Below are 18,052 nucleotides of genomic sequence, written 5' to 3'. Positions count from 1 at the left end.
CCCCCGCCCCGCACGGAAGAGGCTGCCTGCGACAATGGGCCGGTTCCGTCGGCCCGCGACCCGAGGAGGCCAAGATCGCCCGACCGCGCACCCCCCTGCTCAGCCGGGACCGGATCGTCGCCGCCGCACTCGCCCTGGTCGACACCGAGGGACTGCCCGCCCTCTCCACCCGCCGCCTGGCCGCCGAACTCTCCGTCAGCGGACCGTCCCTCTACAACCACTTCGCCACCAAGGACGAACTCCTGGACGCCGTGGTCGACAGTGTGATGGGCGAGGTCGACCTCACCATGTTCGACGCGCCGGACGACTGGCGCACCGCCCTGCGCGACTGGGCCCGCTCCTACCGCGCCGCCCTGGCCGCCCACCCCCACCTCGTCCCCGTCCTCGCCCAGGGCCCCGGCCGCCGCCCCAACGCGCTGCGCCTCGCCGACGCCGTCTTCGGCTGCCTGGTCGACGCCGGCTGGCCCCGCGGCCAGGCCACCCGGATCGGCGCCCTGATGCGCTACTTCGTCACCGGCTCCGCCCTCGGCTCGTTCGCCGCCGGCTTCCCCGAGGACGCCGCCCTCTACACCGCCGACTACCCCCACCTCGCCGACGCCCACCGCCTCGCCGAACACCGCCGCACCATCGACGAAGGCGCCTTCGAAACCGGCCTCGAAGCCCTCCTCGACGGGCTCGAACTCCGCTACCGCAAGCTGAGTTGACGGGCGCCGGTGGAACGTGCCGCGGATGCCCTCCAGGGCCGTCCGGGCCGATGGTCTGACGTTCCGACAGCAGCTCACTGCCCAGCCCGTCCCTGTCTGTCCGTTTTACTTCCGTTTTGCATAATGCTCTCCGTTTCCGTACGGTTTCATCCGTTCGGAGCAATTCGGCAGGCGGACGCGCCGTGAACACGGCGTTGCGCCGTCCGGCCGACATGCGGTCGCTCGAACGGTCGACCATGGTTGGCCGGACGTGGGCGGCACCGGTCCGCCTGCCCTGACGGTCAGGAGGACCAGGCGTATGGGTGGAACGGACAGGCGGGCGGTGATCGGCGAGTTCCTCGGGACGCTGCTGCTGGTTCTGCTGGCGGTGGGCGCCGCGGTGCTCGCGGGCGAGGCGATCGGCCCGGTCGGCATCGCGCTGGCGTTCGGCTTCGTACTGCTCGCGCTGGCGTACGCGCTCGGACCGATATCCGGCTGCCACGTGAACCCGGCGGTGACGCTCGGCTTCCTGCTGGCCCGCCGGATCGACGGGCGCACCGCGGTGTCGTACTGGATCGCGCAGGTGCTCGGCGGCATCGCCGGCGCGGCGCTCGTCCTGGTGCTGGCCAAGCAGGTGCCGGGGCTGGAGACCCACGGCAAGCTCGGCACCAACGGCTGGGGCGACCGCTCCGAGGTGCACATCAACGCCGGCGGCGCGTTCCTGACCGAGGTCGTCCTCACCTTCCTGCTGGTGTACGTGGTGCTGGCGGTCACCCACCGGCTGGCCGCGGTCGGCTTCGACGGGCTGCCGATCGGCATCGCCCTGGCGGTCGTCCACCTGGTCGGCATCCCGCTCACCGGCACCTCGGTCAACCCGGCGCGCAGCCTCGGCCCGGCGCTGTTCGCAGGCGGCGACGCGCTCTCCCAACTGTGGTTGTTCCTGCTCGCCCCGCTGGTCGGCGGCGCACTGGCGGCGGGCATCCACCTGCTGACCCACCCGCAGCCGAACCTTCCGGTCGCGGAGGCCCTGGCCACCGACGCCCGGGTGTAGTACCCGACACGACGGCCGAAGCGGCGGCCGGGACCGTGATGAACGGTCCCGGCCGCCGCTTCGGCGTCGGATGCTACGGGGCCCCCGGTCGGGCACGCGGCTCGACGTCGCTCACCGGGCGGCCCCGCACTCCGGAGGGAAAGCGTTTACCGCAGGGCGCGGCGCAGGGACGCCGCCGGGTCGCCCGCGTGGTACGGGCGCTCGCTGGGCTCGATGCCGTCCAGGAACTCCTGGTAGCGCAGCGCGTAGTGGAGGTGCATCAGCGGGGTGGCCGGCTTCAGCGCGCGCAGCGGGTCGCTGCCGGGGACGAGGGCCTGCCAGGCGGCGGCCCAGCGGGCCCGGACCTGGGCGGCGCGCTCGGGGGAGAGGAACGGGTCGGGGCGCAGGCCGTCGAGGGCCGGGTGGCTCCACACCGCGTCGGAGAAGTCCAGGACCACCCCGCGCTCGCCGTCCCAGCGCCAGTTGCCCGGGTGGCAGTCGCCGTGCACCAGCGTCAACGGCAGCCCGCAGTCCGCGAGTTCGTCGACCAGCGCGGGAAGCCGGTCGGCCAGTGCCAGGGCCCGGTCGTACTCCTCGGCGGTCAGCTCCGGCCGCAGCCGCTCCAGCAGCGCCGGGAACAGCTCCGCCAGCGCCGCCGGCGAGCGGTCGGTCAACCCGCCCGGCCCGTCCGCGGCAGCGGCCGCCTGCACGGCCGCCCACCGGTCGACGACACTCAGCATGCCGTCCTCCGGCAGCCCCCAGCAGTCCACGCCCGGCACGTCCGCCATCAGCATCCGGCGACCGTCCGCCGCCAGCACCTGCGGCACCAGCCCCGGATCGGCCTTCGCCACCCGGGCGATCACTTCGGCCTCGGCCACCGCGAACGGCGGAGTGCTCTTCAGCCAGGCCGCGCCCGCACCGGTCGGGAAGCGGGACAGCGCCGACAGGTTCCAGCTGCGCAGTTGCTCCACCGGGCCGGACCGCGGCCGCCCCAGCGCCGCCAACTCGCCGTCCGCCCAGGCCCACTCCGCGGCCAACCCGTCCGCCGACGCCCATGGCAGCCGCAGCGGCTGCTCGTCCAGCTCCACTGCGGGGGCGGCGGCGAGCGGCCGCGAGGGACGCTCCAGCGCCTGCGCCAGGTACACCACGTCACCGCAGCTGCCGGTCTCCCCGCCCTCCACGGAGAGCATCCGCAACAGCGCCACCGGCGCCCCGGCCGCCTCGGCGGCCGCCCGCACCACCTCGCCGATCTCCGGCCAGTAGGGCGAGGAGGTCGTGAAAGGCCCCACTGCGCCGAGAAGTTCACCCTGCCATGCGATCAGGACGGTCGCCGTCCGCTGTTCAGTGTTCTGCACCCCGGCATTGTCCGGACACAGCGGCCCGCCCGCCAGCGAATTACCGCCGACGGGCGGGCCCGGCAGTCGCCGCTCAGTCCGAGGCGTCCGTCATCGGCCGCGACAGCGACAGCCCGAACCGGCCCTCCGCGTCCGTCCACCAGTCGCTCAACTTCAGCCCCGCGGCGAACAGTTCACGCTCGATCCGCTCCCGGCGGAACTTCGCCGACACCTCCGTGTACAGCTCCTCGCCCTCCTCGAAGTGCACCGCGAGACCCAACTCCGTGATCTTCACGCTCTGCGCCCGCAGCGAGCGCAGCCGCATCTCGATCCACTCCTGCTCGGGATCCCAGAGCGCGACGTGCGCGAACTGCGCGGGGTCGAAGTCCGCGTCCAGCTCCCGGTTCAGCACGGACAGCAGGTTCCGGTTGAACGCCGCCGTCACCCCCGCCGCGTCGTCGTACGCGGCGACCAGCACCGCCGGGTCCTTCACCAGGTCGGTGCCCAGCAACAGGGCGTCGCCCGGCAGCAGTTGGGCCCGCAGGCCGGACAGGAACGCCGCCCGCTCGGCCGGCACCAGGTTGCCCAGCGTGCCGCCGAGGAACACCACCAGCCGCGGGCCGCCGCCCTCCTCCGGCAGGCCGAGACCGGTGGTGAAGTCCGAGAGCACCGCGGAGACGTCGAGCCCCGGGTACTCCTCGATCAGCGACGTGGCCGCCGACTCCAACGCGCTCTCGCTGACGTCGACCGGCACGTACCGCTCCAGGGTGCCGTGCCCGCGCAGCGCGTCCAGCAGCAGCCGGGTCTTCTCCGAGGAGCCGGAGCCCAGCTCGACCAGGGTGCGGGCCCCGGTCGCGGCCGCGATCTCCCCGGCCCGCACGGTCAGGATCTCCCGCTCCGCGCGGGTCGGGTAGTACTCGGGCAGCCGGGTGATCTCCTCGAACAGCTCGGAGCCCCGGGCGTCGTAGAACCACTTCGGCGGCAGCCGTTTGGGCTGCCCCGTCAGACCTGCGCGCGCATCGGCGCGCAGCGCCCGGTGCAGGTGGTCGGCGGGCAGCAGGCGGGTCAGCCGGTATCCGGTCACAGCGGGGCGTCCTCTCGGCTACGCGGCCCGGTCGGGGCCAGGGGGGTGAGCGTGCTGCCGGCCGCGTCGGCCACCAGCAGGCAACGGTCGGGGACTTCGGACCAGCCCGGCCCGTCGTCGAACGGCTCGGAGGCCACCAGCAGCGAACCGTCCGCGTCCCGCCGCCGGAACAGCGTGTCCCCCCAGGCGGTCGCGGCCAGGCTGCGGCCGTCGGTGGCCAGCAGGTTGATCCGGGCATCGGCCAACTCGGACGCCGCCAGGCACACTTCGGCCAGCGCCTTTCCCAACTCGACGCCGCTGCGCAGCCGGTTCAGCACCACCGCCCAGAGCAGCGCCGAATCGGTGCGCGCCTCCAGCTCCAACAGCTCACCGGTCGGGATCAGTTCGGCCAGCGGCTCGAACGCGCCCGGCCAGCCCGGCAGCGCCCCGTTGTGGCTGAACAGCCAGCGCCCGGCGGCGAACGGCGCTGCCGCCTGCGGGCCCGGCGCGCAGCCCGGGGTGGCCGAGCGGACCGCGCCGAGGATCGCGTGCGAGCGCACCACCCGGGCCAGGTCCGCCAGGTCGCCGTCGGCCCAGATCGGCCCCTCCCGCCGGTAGCGGGCCGGCCGCTCGTCGCCCTCGGCGTACCAACCCACCCCGTAGCCGTCCACGTTGACGGTGCCGTGGCGCTGCAACCGGGGCGCCCAGGACTGCCGCAGCGGCCCGAACGGCGGATCCAGCAGCACCGTGCGCAGCGCCACTGGCTTTCCCAGATAGGCGAAGTGACGACACATCAGGCCTCACCCGCGCCCTCGGCGTCACGGGCGGTGCGGAACCCGGAGAAGATCTGCCGCCGGATCGGGTAGTCCCAGTTGCGGAAGGTGCCCCGGCAGGCGACCGGCGCCACCGCGAAGGAACCGCCGCGCAGCACCTTGTACTCGGGCCCGAAGAACACCTCCGAGTACTCCCGGTACGGCCACGCCCGGAATCCCGGGTAGGCGGCGAAGTCGCTCGCCGTCCACTCCCACACGTCGCCGATCAACTGCCGTGCCCCGTACGGAGACTCGCCCTGCGGGTAGGCGCCGACCGGGGCCGGGCGCAGGTGGCGCTGGCCCAGGTTGGCGTGCTCCGGGCCGGGCGGCTCGTCGCCCCACGGGAAGCGGCGGGAGCGGCCGGTCGCCGGGTCGTGCCGGGCCGCCTTCTCCCACTCCGCCTCGGTCGGCAGCCGTCGTCCCGCCCATCGCGCGTACGCGTCCGCCTCGTACCAACTGACGTGCAGCACAGGCTCGTTCGGCGGCACCGGCTCCAGGTGGCCGAACCGGCGGCGCAGCCACTGTCCGCCCTGCTCGGTCCAGAACAGCGGCGCCGTCAGGTCGGCGGCCATCCGGTGCTCCCAGCCGGCCGGAGTCCACCAGCGGGGCTCCCGGTAGCCGCCGTCCGCGATGAACGCCTGGTAGGCGGAGTTGGAGACCGGCGCGGTGTCCAGCCAGAACGCCGGCAGGTCCACCCGGTGGGCCGGTCGCTCGTTGTCCAGCGACCACGGCTCGGTGTCGGTGCCCATGGTGAACGGTCCGGCGGGGACCAGCACTTCGGGGCGCAGGACGCCCTCGGCGGCGGGCGGGGGAGGGGCGTCCAGGACCGCCGGGCCGGTGCGCAGCTGGTGGGTGATCAGCATCGTCTCGTCGTGCTGCTGCTCGTGCTGCGCGATCATCCCGAACGCGAACCCGGCGTCCAGCAGCGGCGCACCCTCCAGCGGGGTGGCGGCCAGCAGGTCCAGCACCCGGCCGCGCACCTCGTGCGCGTAGGCGCGGGCCTGGTCGGGCGGCAGGAGCGGCAGGCTGGGCCGCTCGGAGCGCGGGTGCTCGAACGCGTCGTACAGCGGGTCGATCTCCGGGTGCATCGGGTCGCGGCCGCCGACATTGCGCAGCAGCCACAGCTCCTCCTGGTTGCCGATGTGCGCCAGGTCCCAGACCAGCGGCGACATCAACGGCGAGTGCTGGGCGACCAGTTCGGCGTCCTCCACGGCGCCCGTGAGCAGTGCGGTGCGCTCCCGGGCGGCCAGCAGTTCGGTGGCGATCAGCTCGCGCAGTACGGCGGGGTCGGTGCGGTCGGCGTTCAGCACGAGGAGTCCTCCTGCAGCGCGGGCGCCGCACCGAAGCGCAGCGCGGCCAGCTGGTCGTCGGCGGGGCAGCGGCCCCGGGCCGGGTAGCGTTCGGCGAACTCCAGGACGGCGGAGCGCAGTTGGCCGTCGCGGCGGGACAGCGCCCGGTCGGCGGCGGCGAAGCAGGCCAGCGCGGCCGTGCGCAGCTCCGGGTCGGCCATGCCGAGCGCGGCGGCGCGCCGCCACAGGCCCGAGCGGGGCGCGCGCGAGCCCGCGTGGCCGAGCCGCTCCAGCGCCTCCAGGGCCTCCTCGGCGGCCAGTGGATCGTCCATCAGCGCGGAGACCAGCGCCAGCGGCACCCGCCATCCCTCGCCCGGCTGGGCGTCGATCATCCGCAGCTCCAGATGGCCGCGCGGGCGCACCGGCGGGAACAGCGTGGTGCGGTGGTAGTCCAGGTCGGCCAGCGCGGCGCCGCGCTCGCCGCCGCCGCGCAGCCAGTCGCGGAAGGTCAGTCCGGCCGGCGCGTCCCACGGCAGGCCGTCGGTGCGGCGCACGCACAGCACCGTGGCGTCCAGCACGTACCGGGTCCACGCCTCGCGCGGATCGGCCAGCGGCGGCGGAGCGAGCGTGCGGGAGGGGTCCATCCGGGACCAGATCAGCTGCCGGGTCGACTTCCAGCCCGTCGGGCGGCCCTCCAGCAGCGGCGAGTTGGCGAACGCGCCGACCAGCACCGGGCCCAGCAGGTGGGCGAGTCGCCAGCGGTCGAGGTAGGTCCGCTCGGTGCCCGCGTCGACGCAGACCTGTACCGAGGCGGTGCCCGTCATCATGATCCGGCCCCACGGGCCGCCGCGGTCGAAGTAGCGTTCCATCGCGCGGTACCGCTGGTGGGTGGCCTGCATCTGGCGCTCGCGGTCCAGCGGATCGGTGCCGGTGCCCGTCAATCGCAGGCCCTCGGCGGCTAATGCCGCCCGCAGCACCGCCTGGTCGGCGCTCAGACCTGCCGCGCAGGCGGCCGGGTCGGGGGCGGGCGGGGAGCTCAGCTCGACCTGCCCGCCGGGTTCGTACGTCAGCCGCGAGCCGGCCGGAAACACCGGGCCGTCGGCCGACTCGGGCAGCACCGCCAGCGCGGACGCCACCCGAGCGGGGTCCACCGGAGCGGTCGGACATCGGTCGTCGTGGACGAACCACTCCGCCTCCACCCCGACCAGCGCCGGGGGCCCGATCTTGAAGCAGATGGCGCCCAGGTGTCGTTCGGCCGACGCCTCGGTCAATTCCATCAATGCGGTTACGCTCTGTGTCGAACCGACCAGCCGATCGGCCTGCGGTGGACGTAGAGATGTCACCGGACTCACCATCCCTCGGTACGTGACTATGGCCCGGTTGTTCCTGCTCAGTCTGCCCCGGAGCAAACCTCGACGCCGCTCGGCCCGCAGTCGCGCAGGTCAAGCGGGTGAGAGCGGTGCGGGGACGATCCGACGGCAGGGCGGGATCCGGCCAAGGGCGGGCGGAATGGGATGAAATCGCCCACCAGTTCGACTTGACCCTGTGTGAGCGGCTGTGCGGACGGCCCGGCCGTCGGCCGGACCGGTCGCAGGAGTGGCCGCCGGTGCGGCCGACGGCGTGGCCCGCCGCAGGCTCAGCAGTCGAGGCCCAGGGCGTCGGGAAGGCCCCGGATCCAGGCGGCCCGATCCGGTTCCGCCGCGGCGATGCGCTCCAACCCGTCGACGAACCGCCGGTGCGCCGCCGCGTCCATGCCGCCCAGCTCGTGGGCGACCCCCTCCAGCGTGCTCAGCGCCAACCGGGCGTCGTGCCCCACCGCGACGAGGTCCTCCAAGGTCGCCAGCGCCGTCAGGAGAGCCCGGACCACCTCGTCCCCCTGAGCCACGGCCGCCTCCTCCACCCGAGTGATCACGGAGGCGATGCTGCCATCCGCACCGGACGCCCGGGACGGCGGGGCCCGGGCCGGGCGTCCGAGGACGCGCACCGGCGGTTCGACCGGGCCCCGGGCGGGCGGCCGGCCGGCTACCGCGGCGGGCGCGGCGCCGTCCGCCGGTGGATCGACCCGCCGGGGGCGTACCAGCCCGCCTTCTTCCGGACGGCCGGGCTCGGGTCGTCGGCACGGGCCGCCTCCAGGGCGGCGACGGCGCGGGCCTCGGTGTGGACGAACTTGCCGACCAACTCGGCGGCCCGCACCCGGACCCGCGGATCCGGGTCGGAGGCCAGGTGCCGCAACGCGGGCTCGATGACCCGCTCCGCGCCGGGCGCGCACGTGTCGCCCTTGCACCGGTCGCAGGCCAGGGCGTGGAACGCCGCGATCCTCACATCGGCGTCCGGATCGTCGGCCATGGTGATGAGCCGCCCCATGGAGTCGGTGTCGACGAGATGGTCCAGCAGGCGGCAGCACCCCTCGCGGACGGCCGCGTTCCCGTCGGACAGGCCGGCCCGGATGGCGCCCAGCGCGTCGTCCTTGCGCAGCAGCAGCTCCCGGTAGGCCGCCACGGCGCGCTGCGGGTCGCCCAGGCACGAGACCAGGGCTTCGTTGTCGGTCCTGACGAATCCCAGCATGGCGCCAGTGTCCGCCCCAACGGCCGCGCCATCAAAGGGATTTCACCGCGTGGACACGGGGGAGGGGTCAGGACAGCTCGGGGTCCGGGTGGGCCGGGGTGCGGTCGGCGGCCTTGAGGCAGGCGATGGTCCGCTCGTGGGTGTCCCCCACCCGGTCGACGACCTGGACCCGGATGTAGACCTCGTCGACGACCTGCATGGCGTGCTCGGTGAACCAGCCGAGGAAACGCCTCCCCTGGGCCGGGAGCGGCACACCCGAGGTGAGCACCACGAGCATGAAGTCCTTCCGCTGCTCCAGGCCCGCAGCGGAGATCTCCGCGATCGCGTGCAGCGCCGTCCCCCAGGCGCCCGGCACCCGGGGTGGAGCGCCGTCGGCGGGCGGCCGGAACGCGACCAGGTAGCTGATCTCCGAGATGACGGCGACGTCCTGGGCGGCGTTCGTCAGATGGCACGCCCAGGCCCGCTGCCCCAGCGGGGCCATGCCGTCCACGGCTCGCCCGGAGTGCCCGAGCGCGGGCCTGACCGTCCTCGCGTACTGGGCGCGCGCGAGGGACGCGCCGAGTGCGGCGAGCGCCGCCGTGGTCGCGCTCTGGATGTCGAGGAGCTTCAGCTTCCACGGCCAGGTGTTCTGCAGATGGTCCGACAAGTTGTCGTGGATCACGCTGTACGCCAGCAGCGCCAAGGCCACCGCGGCCGAGGTGTTCAACAGTCTGGACAACAGCGTGTTCCTGCGGACGACTCGCTGCTCGCTCTCCATCAGGCCCCCAGTCCCGGCCGGCGACCCGATCCCCCGAACGGCGGGCGCCGGCGACTCCAGGGTCCCCGACGGGCGGCCCGAAGGGAATCAACCGGCCAAGAAAATCAGCGCAGTTGAAGCATCGTGAAGCCGCCGTGGCCCGGGCCGGGGCAGGCCGGACGCGTCGCCGGCCCGGGGCGTCAGGTGCCCGGCACCCGCCGCAGCTCACGGATCGGGCGGCTCAGCAGGAGCGCCGAAGCCACCAGCAGCGCGGCCAGCGCCACGGCGGTGAGCACGGTGCTCGGGCCGAACGCCTCGGCGGCCGGGCCGGCGAGCGCACTGCCGATCGGGAGCATGCAGACCGAGCCCGCGACCTCGTACGCGTGGATCCGGTTGAGCACCTCGCCGGGGACCTGGGTCTGCACACTGGTCGCCCACATCACACCCCAGAACGTGACGCCCGTGCCCACCAGCACCTGGGCCACGGCCAGCACCGGAACGTGCCAGCCCAGGACGATCCCCAACGGGTAGAGCGGAAAGGCGAGCAACGCCACGGCGCCCGCCGCGAGCGGCCGCCGGGGCTTGAGCCGGATCGCCAGCAGCCCGCCGCACACCGTTCCGACCGCGAAAGCACAGCTGAGCAGCCCGAACAGGGCCGATCCGTACACCGGGACGAGCACACCGGCGGCGACCGGCAGCAGCGGCCCGGTGGAGAGCATCGTGTAGAACATCCAGATCACGATGGTGCCCCACAGCCACCGGCGGGAGCGGAACTCCCGCCAGCCGATCGCCAGGTTCCGCCAGAGACTGTCCCCGGGCGGCGGAGCGGAGACCGGGCCCAGCCGCAGCGCGAACAGCCCGCAGGCGCTGATGCCGTAGGTGACGGCGGCGATGACCATCACCCAGCCGGTCGCGGCCGCGCCCACCAGCAGACCCGCCAAAGCCGGGCCGAGCAGCGCGGTCAGCGCCTCGGACGTCCGCAGCACACCGTTGGCCCCCTGCACGTCGCGGGCGACCAGCGGGACGGTACTGGCGGCGCCGGGCTGGAACATCGCGGCTGCCGCGCCGGCCGCCGCCATCAGCGCGTACAACTGCCAGAGCCGCTCGATGCCCTGGAAGAACAGCAGGGCCATCAGAGCGCGGGTGACCAGATTGGTGAGGTCCGCGCCGATCATCATCCGGCGGGCCGTGAACCGGTCGGAGAGCACACCGCCGAACAGCACCAGGCCGGCGAACGGCGTCGTCATGAAGGCCAGCGCCAGACCGACGCTGCCCAGCCCGTGGCCCGCACCGATCAGGCCCGCGGAGACCGCCACCGGCAGCATGGTGTGCCCCAGCAACCCGGCGCTGCGAGCGACGAAGTAGTACCGGAAGTTGCGCGACCAGATCGCCGGCCCGGCAGTGGCGGCGGCGGGGCCGAAGAGCGGGGGCTGCAGCTCGGAGTGCGTCACGGGAAGCAGTCTTGGCGCCGACCGGGCGGGATTTCCAGTCGCCACGGGTCACGATCCGGCGGTGGGCGGAAGCCGATCGCCACCGCACCGCAGCGGACCGGATCCGATCGCAGGTCAGGCGCCGTGCCGGGCCGGTGGAACCGGTCCGGCACGGCCGGGGGCTCACGAGGTGAGACGGCGCTCCAGCGGGGTGCGGAAGCGCGGGGTGACGCGGGCGTCGCCGAGGACGCCGCGCAGGACGGCGGCTTCGGCGGAGATCGCGCCGCGGGCCTCGCGGCCGGGGTCGTCCAGGAGGTCGAGGACCACCTCGCCGTCCGAGCGCTGGGCCCAGCCGCCGACGATCCGGCCGTTCCACCAGACCGTCGGGCCGAGGTTGCCGGAGCGGTCGATCAGCTCGGGGCGGTGGGCGGGGGAGAGGTACCAGTCGCGGTGCTTCATGCTCATCGCGGTCGGGTCCAGGGCGGGCAGCAGCGCCGCCCACGGGGCCGGCTCCGGGACGGGGTCGAGATCGTCGGGGAGGACGAAGCCTGCTGCGCCGCCCGCGAGTTCGACCTCGACGGCGGCGCAGCCGGCCAGCGCCGCGCGCACCTCGCGGACACCCCAGCCGGTCCACCACACCACGTCGTCCTCGGTCGCCGGGCCGTGGCTCGCCAGCCAGCGCCGCGTCAACTCGACCTGAGCGGCGGCGCGTTCGGCGGCGGACGGGGCGGTAGGGGCATCCGGACCAGGGGCCCAGCGGTGCCGGCTGCTGGTCCAACTGCCCTGCGGGCGGCGGCGGACGATGCTGCCCTCCATGCCCAGCAGCCGCAGCAGCCGCATCCCGACCGGCTGCTCGGCCTGGTAGGAGGTGCCCGCGCCGTACTCGATCGTCTCCCGCAACTGCGGTACGGCATCGCTGAGTTGGGCTCCGGTCAGCTCGGTGGGCGAGTCGGTGAGGGCGGCCCGGACGGCTGCCTCCACCCCGGCCGTCCACACGGCGTCGCGGCCGGAGGCGGCGAAGTCCTTGAGCAGGCGGGCGCGTTCGCGGGCCACCACCTTCGCGGTGGTGGAGGCGTACACGGTCGGGGCGAGCGCGGCGGGGATCGCGAACAGCGTGCTGCGCATGCCGTGGTGACGCAGCACGGTGCGGTCCTGGTAGAGAGCCCGCTCGGTGTCGGCGATGCCGGGCGTGGCGAGCCGGGCCGAGACGGCGAGGAAGACCGTGGCGGGGTCGGTGGCGTGTACGGCGACCAGGTCGTCCACCACCTGCTCGGCCCGGTCCGCCCGGGTGCCGGGGGCGAGGCGGTGCCGCCTGGCCAGCCGGGCGCGGCGCTGGTCGTCGTCGAACTGCGGTCGGGCGGGCACGCGTTCCTCCTCGAACTCCGGGCACTCCGGGCCGCCCAGCCTGCCACGCCGCACCGTCACCCCGCGCCCGCCGCACGGACGGCCCGCAGCACCGACAGCCCGCCACGCCCGTCACACCGGCCCGGCAACCCTGCGACTCTGCGACGTGAAAGTTTCACCCGGGTGGCCGGCCTGCCCCGGGGGTGCGGCGGGGAGGGTCTCGCGCGGGGCGGCAGGGCGGTGAACTGCGCGGCCGGGCACGGGGCCGCTGGAAGCATTGCGGGAGCGCTCCCACGGTTTTTGCGCAACTCCTTGACGACACATCAAGGCCATGGCTTCATATCGGTTGTTCCCAGGCCGAGTTCACCTCTGCCCGGGGACAAATTTTGGGAGCGCTCCCATCCCCAGGGAGGCTCCGCCGAGTCCGTCCCCCACCCGAAAGGACTCCCGTCACTGTGTCGGCCAACCTGACGCGCCGTCTTCGGACGGCGGCAGCGGCCGCGGCGCTCGGCGCCGCGACCGTACTGCCCATTGCCATGTCGACCCCCGCCGCCCACGCGGCGGCCCGTGTGGACAACCCCTTCGTCGGCGCCGGGGTGTACGTGAACCCCGAGTGGTCCGCCAACGCCGCCGCCGAGCCGGGCGGTTCGGCCGTCGCCAACCAGCCCACGTTCGTCTGGCTGGACCGGATCGCGGCCATCAACGGCGTCAACGGCGGCATGGGTCTGCGCGACCACCTGAACAAGGCGGTGCAGCAGGCGGCCGGCAAGCCGTTCGTCTTCCAGGTCGTCGTCTACGACCTGCCGGGCCGCGACTGCGCTGCCCTGGCCTCGAACGGCGAGCTCGGCCCCACCGACCTGCCGCGCTACAAGAGCGAGTTCATCGATCCGATCGCCTCGATCCTGGCCGACCCGGCCTACGCGAACCTGCGGATCGTCACCACGATCGAGCTCGACTCGCTGCCGAACCTGGTGACCAACGCGGGCGGCACGGCCACCGCCACGCCCGCCTGCGACACCATGAAGGCCAACGGCAACTACATCAACGGCGTCGGCTACGCGCTCGCCAAGCTCGGCGCCATCTCCAACGTCTACAACTACGTGGACGCCGGTCACCACGGCTGGCTGGGCTGGGACTCCAACCTGCAGCCGACCATCGACACCATCAAGCAGGCCGCCACGGCGTCCGGCTCGACGCTCGGCAACGTCCAGGGCTTCGTCGTCAACACCGCCAACTACGGTGCGCTGCACGAGCCCAACTTCACCGTCGGCGACTCGGTGAACGGCACCACCGTGCGCCAGTCGAAGTGGGTGGACTGGAACAACTACGTCGACGAGGCGTCCTTCGCGAAGGCCTGGCGGGCCAAGGCCGTCGCGTCCGGCTTCAACGCCAACGTCGGCATGCTGATCGACACCTCGCGCAACGGCTGGGGCGGCGCCAACCGCCCGGCCGGACCGGGCCCGAAGACCTCGGTCGACGCGTACGTCGACGGCGGCCGGATCGACCGCCGCTTCCAGACCGGCAACTGGTGCAACCAGTCCGGCGCGGGCCTCGGCGAGCGTCCCAAGGCCGCCCCCGAGGACGGCATCGCCGCGTACGTGTGGGTGAAGCCCCCGGGCGAGTCGGACGGTGCGAGCTCGGCCGTCTCGAACGACGAGGGCAAGGGCTTCGACCGGATGTGCGACCCGACGTACACCGGCAACCCGCGCAACAACAACAACATGTCGGGCGCGCTGGCGAACGCCCCGCTGGCCGGCCACTGGTTCTCCGCCCAGTTCCAGGAGCTGATGCGGAACGCCTACCCGGCGCTCGGCTCGTCCGGCGGCAGCGACACCACCGCGCCGACCGCGCCCACCGGTCTCGCCGCGACCACCACCGCCAACAGCGTCGCGCTGACCTGGAGCGCCGCCACCGACAACGTCGGCGTCACCGGCTACGACGTGTACCGCGACGGCGCCCTGGTCGGCTCCACCGCCGGCACCTCCTACACCGACACCGGCCTCACCGCCTCCACCGCGTACTCGTACACCGTCAAGGCGCGCGACGCGGCGGGCAACGTCTCCCCGGCGTCCGCGGCGCTGGTCGCCACCACCAAGGCGTCCGGCGGCGGCACCGGCTCCGGCTGCACCGCGAGCTACAAGGTCACCAACGACTGGGGCGCGGGCTTCAACGCCGACGTCACCGTCACCGCCGGCAGCACGGCGATCAAGACCTGGAAGGTCAGCTGGAACTACGGGGGCAACCAGCAGATCACCAACCTGTGGAACGGCCAGCTCGCCCAGTCCGGCCAGGCCGTGAGCGTCACCAACCTGGCCTACAACGGGACGGTCGGCGCCGGCGCCAGCACCTCCTTCGGCTTCGGCGCCACCTACTCCGGCGCCAACGCCCTGCCCACCCTGACCTGCACCGCCACCAGCTGACGACGCAGGAACGCAACCCGGCCGCCGTCCGCCCGCAGACCCTGCGGGCGGGCGGCGGCCCCGTTGCCGGGCGGCAGGGCCCCCGAAGTCGCGCGACCGGCGGCGACCGGCGCGGCCGCTCGGACGAGGTGGCTTGCCGAGCGGATCGGAAGTATAGGAAGATCTTTATGTCCTGTTGCCATTTTTCGACCGATTGCCCGCCGGAAGGGGTGCCGTCATGGCGCGTCCGAACTGGGTGCCTGCGGGGACCGACCTCGACAAGCCGAACGCCGCCCGGGTGTACGACTACTACCTCGGCGGTTCGCACAACTTCGAGGTCGACCGGCAGATGGCCCGCAAGGCGATGGAGCTCTGGCCCGACCTGCCGAAGATCATGCGGGCCAACCGGGCGTTCCTGCACCGAGCCACTCAGTACGTGGCCGCCGAGGGCATCAGCCGTTTCCTCGACATCGGCTCCGGCATCCCCACCTTCGGGGCCGTCCACGAGGTCGCCCGCGAGTACCAGCCCGACGCCCGCGTGGTCTACATCGACCTGGACCCGGTCGCCGTCGCGCACAGCCGCCTGATCCTCGCCGACGACGACCTGTGCCAGATCGTCGACGCCGACCTGCGCAACACCGACGACCTGCTCGCCCGCCCCGAGGTCGAGGACCTGCTCGCCCCCGGCGAGCCCGTCGCCGTCATCCTCAACGCCGTGATGCACTTCGTCACCGACGACGACGAGCCCGAGAAGATCCTCGCCAAGCTCCGCGAAGCCCTGCCCAGCGGCAGCGCCCTGGTCCTCTCGCACGCCTCCCTCGAGGGCCGCCCCGACCAGGCCGGATCCCACCAGGACCTGTACCGGGCCACCCCCACCCCGCTCACCATGCGCAGCCGCGAACGGATCACCTCCTTCTTCGAAGGCTTCGACCTGGTCGAGCCCGGCGTGGTCTACCTGCCCGAATGGCGCCCCGACGAGGCCGACGCGGTCGACCCGCACCCCGAGCGGATGACCGGGATGGCCGGCGTCGGACGCCTGTCATGAACGAGGCGGCCGCCCCGGACAACGGGTTCCGTACCGCCTGGGCCGCCATGCTGCGCACCGGACACGGGGCGGCCGTGCGCCCCGGCGTCCTCAACCCGTTGATCACGCGGACCGCCGAACTGCTGCGCCGCGCCGCCCTGGAACACCCGTTCCGCCCGGAACTCGCCGGGCAGGTCGGCGCGCTGCTGATCGACAACCACTTCACCGACCCCCAACTGCTCTCCGACGCCGTCCAGTTGATCCAGAGCCGGTCCGTCCCCGACGGGCGCGGCCCGGCGCTGTCCGGCGCCTTCGCGGCCGGCTGGGCGGCGGCGCTGCGCGAACGCACCCTGCGCGAGCAGGAGGCGATCCGGCTGGCCGCCGACACCGCCCGCCAGGAGGTCGAGCGGGCACTGCGGGTCTCCGAGGCCCGCTTCCGCGCCCTGTTCGAATCCGCGGCGATCGGCATCGGCCTCGGCGACACCGACGGCAACATCCTGGCCGTCAACCGGGCCCTCGGCGAGATCTTCGGCGGCGGCCCCGAGGACATGCAGGGCGTCCGGGTCAACGACCTGATGCACCCCGAGGACACCCCCGGCGTGTGGGAGGCCTACGAGGAGCTGATCAGCGGCAAGCGCGAGTACTTCCAGTTCGACAAGCCGTACTACCGGCGCGACGGCGAAGTGGTGTGGACCCACCTGACGGTCTCGCTGATCCGCGACGACGACGGTTCGCCGCTGTACCAGGTGGCCATGCTGGAGGACGTCACCGACCGCTACCGGCTGCAGGAACGGCTGCGCCACCAGGCCACCCACGACCCGCTGACCGGCCTGCCCAACCGCGCCGCGTTCTTCGAACGGCTGGAGCGCCTCTTCGAGTCGCCGGAGCCGGACGCCCGGTTCGGCCTGTGCTACGTCGACCTGGACGGCTTCAAGGTCGTCAACGACAGCCTCGGCCACGACATGGGCGACCAGCTGCTGTCCGTGGTCGCCCGCCGGCTGGAGTCCGCGCTCAGCCCGCTCGGCCACATGGTGGCCCGGCTCGGCGGCGACGAGTTCGTGGTGCTGCTGGAGAACTGCCGCGGCGAACAGGAGGCCGTCGCCGCCGCCAAGACCGTGCTCGCCGCGCTCACCAAGCCCGTGGTGATCGGCGACCACCGGCTCGCCGTCGGCGCCAGCGTCGGCGTGCTGGAACGCCGGATCTCCAGCACCACCCCCGGCGCGGCCGTCCGCGCCGCCGACCTGACGCTGTACCGCGCCAAGGAGGCCGGACGCGGCCGCTGGACGCTGTTCGACCCGAAGGAGAACGCGCGCGCCGTCAGCCGTTACGCGGTGTCCGTGCGGATGCCCGCGGCACTGGACCGCGGCGAGTTCTTCATCGACTACCAGCCGATGATCGACCTCGGCACCGGCGTGATGACCGGCGTCGAGGCACTGGTGCGCTGGCGCGACCCGCAGCTGGGCGTGCTCAGCCCCGAGGAGTTCGTCGGCGTCGCCGAGGAGACCGGGCTGATCATGCCGCTCGGCCGCTGGGTGCTGGAACAGGCCTGCGGGCAGGCCGCCGAATGGGTCGCCAGATTCGGCGACCGGGCGCCCCGCCTGAGCGTCAACCTGGCCGTCCGGCAGGCCCGCAACGCCGGCCTGGTCGGCGACATCGACCGGATCCTGCGCAGCACCGGACTCGACCCGTCGATGCTGCAGCTGGAGATCACCGAATCGACGGTGGTCGGCCCCGAGGACGAGGCCCTCAAGGCCCTGCACGCCCTGGTCGACATGGGCGTCTCGCTCGCCGTCGACGATTTCGGCACCGGCTGGTCCAACCTCGCCTACCTGCGCGACCTGCCGGTGTCCAACCTGAAGATCGCCGGCTCGTTCGTCGGCGACCTGCACGACCCCGCCAAGGACACCCACCTCGGTTGGCGGATCGTCAGCGGCCTGGTCTCGCTCGCCCACACCCTCGGCCTGTCCGTCACCGCCGAGGGCGTCGAGAGCCGCGCCGACGCCGAACGCCTGCGGCTGATGGGCTGCGACCTCGCCCAGGGCTGGCACTTCGGACGGCCGGTCCGCCCCGCCGAGATCGCCCGCCGGATCGCCGAGGGCGACCCCGACCGGACCGCCGAGATCGAGCCCACCACCGGCCCCGACGGCACCGAACGCCGACGCGCGCCCGAGGGCGTCCGCCAACTCCGGCGTCTGGCACGGAGTTCGCCCCCGAGTCGGAACCCGCCCCGCGGACCGACGGCGACTCCTGAGGTCCGGCGCCCCGCCCCCACCTCCCGGCCCGGCGCTCCCGTTCGGCCCACCCGTCCCCGGCTACCCGCCAGTACCCCGGCAAGCTGAAGGG

Annotated in this window: 15 protein-coding genes; 5 read left to right on the top strand and 10 right to left on the bottom strand. The window is 73.5% G+C overall.

The window, feature by feature from the left end:
* The first annotated feature begins 74 nt into the window (after positions 1-74).
* On the top strand, positions 75-704 hold the full coding sequence (locus tag IEZ12_RS12935; protein ID WP_189272299.1) for a TetR/AcrR family transcriptional regulator: 630 nt from the start codon (positions 75-77) through the stop codon (positions 702-704).
* 298 nt (positions 705-1,002) lie between these two features.
* The gene (locus IEZ12_RS12930) at positions 1,003-1,734 is read left to right on the top strand and encodes an MIP family channel protein (RefSeq protein WP_043911319.1); all 732 of its coding nucleotides are present in this window, start codon (positions 1,003-1,005) and stop codon (positions 1,732-1,734) included.
* 146 nt (positions 1,735-1,880) lie between these two features.
* On the opposite strand, the gene IEZ12_RS12925 is transcribed toward IEZ12_RS12930, so the two are convergent.
* The 10 genes from IEZ12_RS12925 to IEZ12_RS12880 all read right to left on the bottom strand — a co-directional run bounded on the left by IEZ12_RS12925 (position 1,881) and on the right by IEZ12_RS12880 (position 12,307).
* A complete protein-coding gene (locus IEZ12_RS12925; RefSeq protein ID WP_229847490.1) occupies positions 1,881-3,068 on the bottom strand; it encodes an aminoglycoside phosphotransferase family protein in 1,188 nt (395 codons plus the stop codon).
* Positions 3,069-3,141: 73 nt separating this feature from the next.
* Positions 3,142-4,131 (bottom strand): L-histidine N(alpha)-methyltransferase, encoded by a 990-nt coding sequence (egtD, locus tag IEZ12_RS12920; protein WP_189272172.1) that lies wholly within the window; start codon positions 4,129-4,131, stop codon positions 3,142-3,144.
* Positions 4,128-4,904, bottom strand: coding sequence for an ergothioneine biosynthesis protein EgtC (gene egtC, locus IEZ12_RS12915; RefSeq protein ID WP_189272171.1), 777 nt, complete (start codon positions 4,902-4,904; stop codon positions 4,128-4,130). Before egtC ends, egtD begins: the two co-directional genes overlap by 4 nt.
* Positions 4,904-6,232, bottom strand: a complete 1,329-nt coding sequence (egtB, locus tag IEZ12_RS12910; protein WP_189272170.1) for an ergothioneine biosynthesis protein EgtB — start codon at positions 6,230-6,232, stop codon at positions 4,904-4,906. The genes egtC and egtB overlap by 1 nt, the downstream gene beginning before the upstream one ends.
* Positions 6,226-7,488 (bottom strand): ergothioneine biosynthesis glutamate--cysteine ligase EgtA, encoded by a 1,263-nt coding sequence (gene egtA, locus IEZ12_RS12905; protein ID WP_229847489.1) that lies wholly within the window; start codon positions 7,486-7,488, stop codon positions 6,226-6,228. The genes egtB and egtA overlap by 7 nt, the downstream gene beginning before the upstream one ends.
* Positions 7,489-7,847: 359 nt before the next feature.
* Complete coding sequence (locus IEZ12_RS12900; RefSeq protein ID WP_189272168.1) at positions 7,848-8,096, bottom strand: hypothetical protein; 249 nt, start codon at positions 8,094-8,096, stop codon at positions 7,848-7,850.
* A gap of 137 nt (positions 8,097-8,233) precedes the next feature.
* Positions 8,234-8,776, bottom strand: coding sequence for a HEAT repeat domain-containing protein (locus tag IEZ12_RS12895; protein WP_189272167.1), 543 nt, complete (start codon positions 8,774-8,776; stop codon positions 8,234-8,236).
* 67 nt (positions 8,777-8,843) lie between these two features.
* The gene (locus tag IEZ12_RS12890; RefSeq protein WP_229847488.1) at positions 8,844-9,494 is read right to left on the bottom strand and encodes a hypothetical protein; all 651 of its coding nucleotides are present in this window, start codon (positions 9,492-9,494) and stop codon (positions 8,844-8,846) included.
* Positions 9,495-9,712: 218 nt separating this feature from the next.
* On the bottom strand, positions 9,713-10,963 hold the full coding sequence (locus IEZ12_RS12885) for an MFS transporter (RefSeq protein WP_229847487.1): 1,251 nt from the start codon (positions 10,961-10,963) through the stop codon (positions 9,713-9,715).
* Positions 10,964-11,125: 162 nt separating this feature from the next.
* A complete protein-coding gene (locus IEZ12_RS12880; RefSeq protein ID WP_189272165.1) occupies positions 11,126-12,307 on the bottom strand; it encodes a winged helix DNA-binding domain-containing protein in 1,182 nt (393 codons plus the stop codon).
* Between the two features lie 515 nt (positions 12,308-12,822).
* On the opposite strand from IEZ12_RS12880, the gene IEZ12_RS12875 reads away from it, so the two are divergent.
* The 3 genes from IEZ12_RS12875 to IEZ12_RS12865 all read left to right on the top strand — a co-directional run bounded on the left by IEZ12_RS12875 (position 12,823) and on the right by IEZ12_RS12865 (position 18,048).
* Complete coding sequence (locus IEZ12_RS12875) at positions 12,823-14,706, top strand: glycoside hydrolase family 6 protein (RefSeq protein WP_189272164.1); 1,884 nt, start codon at positions 12,823-12,825, stop codon at positions 14,704-14,706.
* A 217-nt stretch (positions 14,707-14,923) separates the two neighbouring features.
* Positions 14,924-15,730 carry an SAM-dependent methyltransferase gene (locus IEZ12_RS12870; RefSeq protein ID WP_189272163.1) on the top strand — a complete coding sequence of 269 codons (807 nt, stop codon included), beginning with the start codon at positions 14,924-14,926 and terminating at the stop codon, positions 15,728-15,730.
* Positions 15,727-18,048 (top strand): putative bifunctional diguanylate cyclase/phosphodiesterase, encoded by a 2,322-nt coding sequence (locus tag IEZ12_RS12865; RefSeq protein WP_229847486.1) that lies wholly within the window; start codon positions 15,727-15,729, stop codon positions 18,046-18,048. Before IEZ12_RS12870 ends, IEZ12_RS12865 begins: the two co-directional genes overlap by 4 nt.
* Positions 18,049-18,052 lie beyond the last annotated feature (4 nt).

Origin of the sequence: Kitasatospora griseola (assembly GCF_014648555.1) — a bacterium.
GTDB lineage: Bacteria > Actinomycetota > Actinomycetes > Streptomycetales > Streptomycetaceae > Kitasatospora > Kitasatospora griseola.
This window is presented reverse-complemented; position numbering and strand designations above follow the sequence as displayed.

What these genes read in the sequence shown, in the direction of transcription:
- egtA (WP_229847489.1), bottom strand. Translation starts at nt 7,488, where the DNA reads ATGGAATTGACCGAGGCGTCGGCCGAACGACACCTGGGCGCCATCTGC.
- IEZ12_RS12930 (WP_043911319.1), top strand. Translation starts at nt 1,003, where the DNA reads ATGGGTGGAACGGACAGGCGGGCGGTGATCGGCGAGTTCCTCGGGACG.
- IEZ12_RS12895 (WP_189272167.1), bottom strand. Translation starts at nt 8,776, where the DNA reads ATGCTGGGATTCGTCAGGACCGACAACGAAGCCCTGGTCTCGTGCCTG.
- IEZ12_RS12875 (WP_189272164.1), top strand. Translation starts at nt 12,823, where the DNA reads ATGTCGACCCCCGCCGCCCACGCGGCGGCCCGTGTGGACAACCCCTTC.
- IEZ12_RS12865 (WP_229847486.1), top strand. Translation starts at nt 15,727, where the DNA reads ATGAACGAGGCGGCCGCCCCGGACAACGGGTTCCGTACCGCCTGGGCC.
- egtC (WP_189272171.1), bottom strand. Translation starts at nt 4,904, where the DNA reads ATGTGTCGTCACTTCGCCTATCTGGGAAAGCCAGTGGCGCTGCGCACG.
- IEZ12_RS12870 (WP_189272163.1), top strand. Translation starts at nt 14,924, where the DNA reads ATGGCGCGTCCGAACTGGGTGCCTGCGGGGACCGACCTCGACAAGCCG.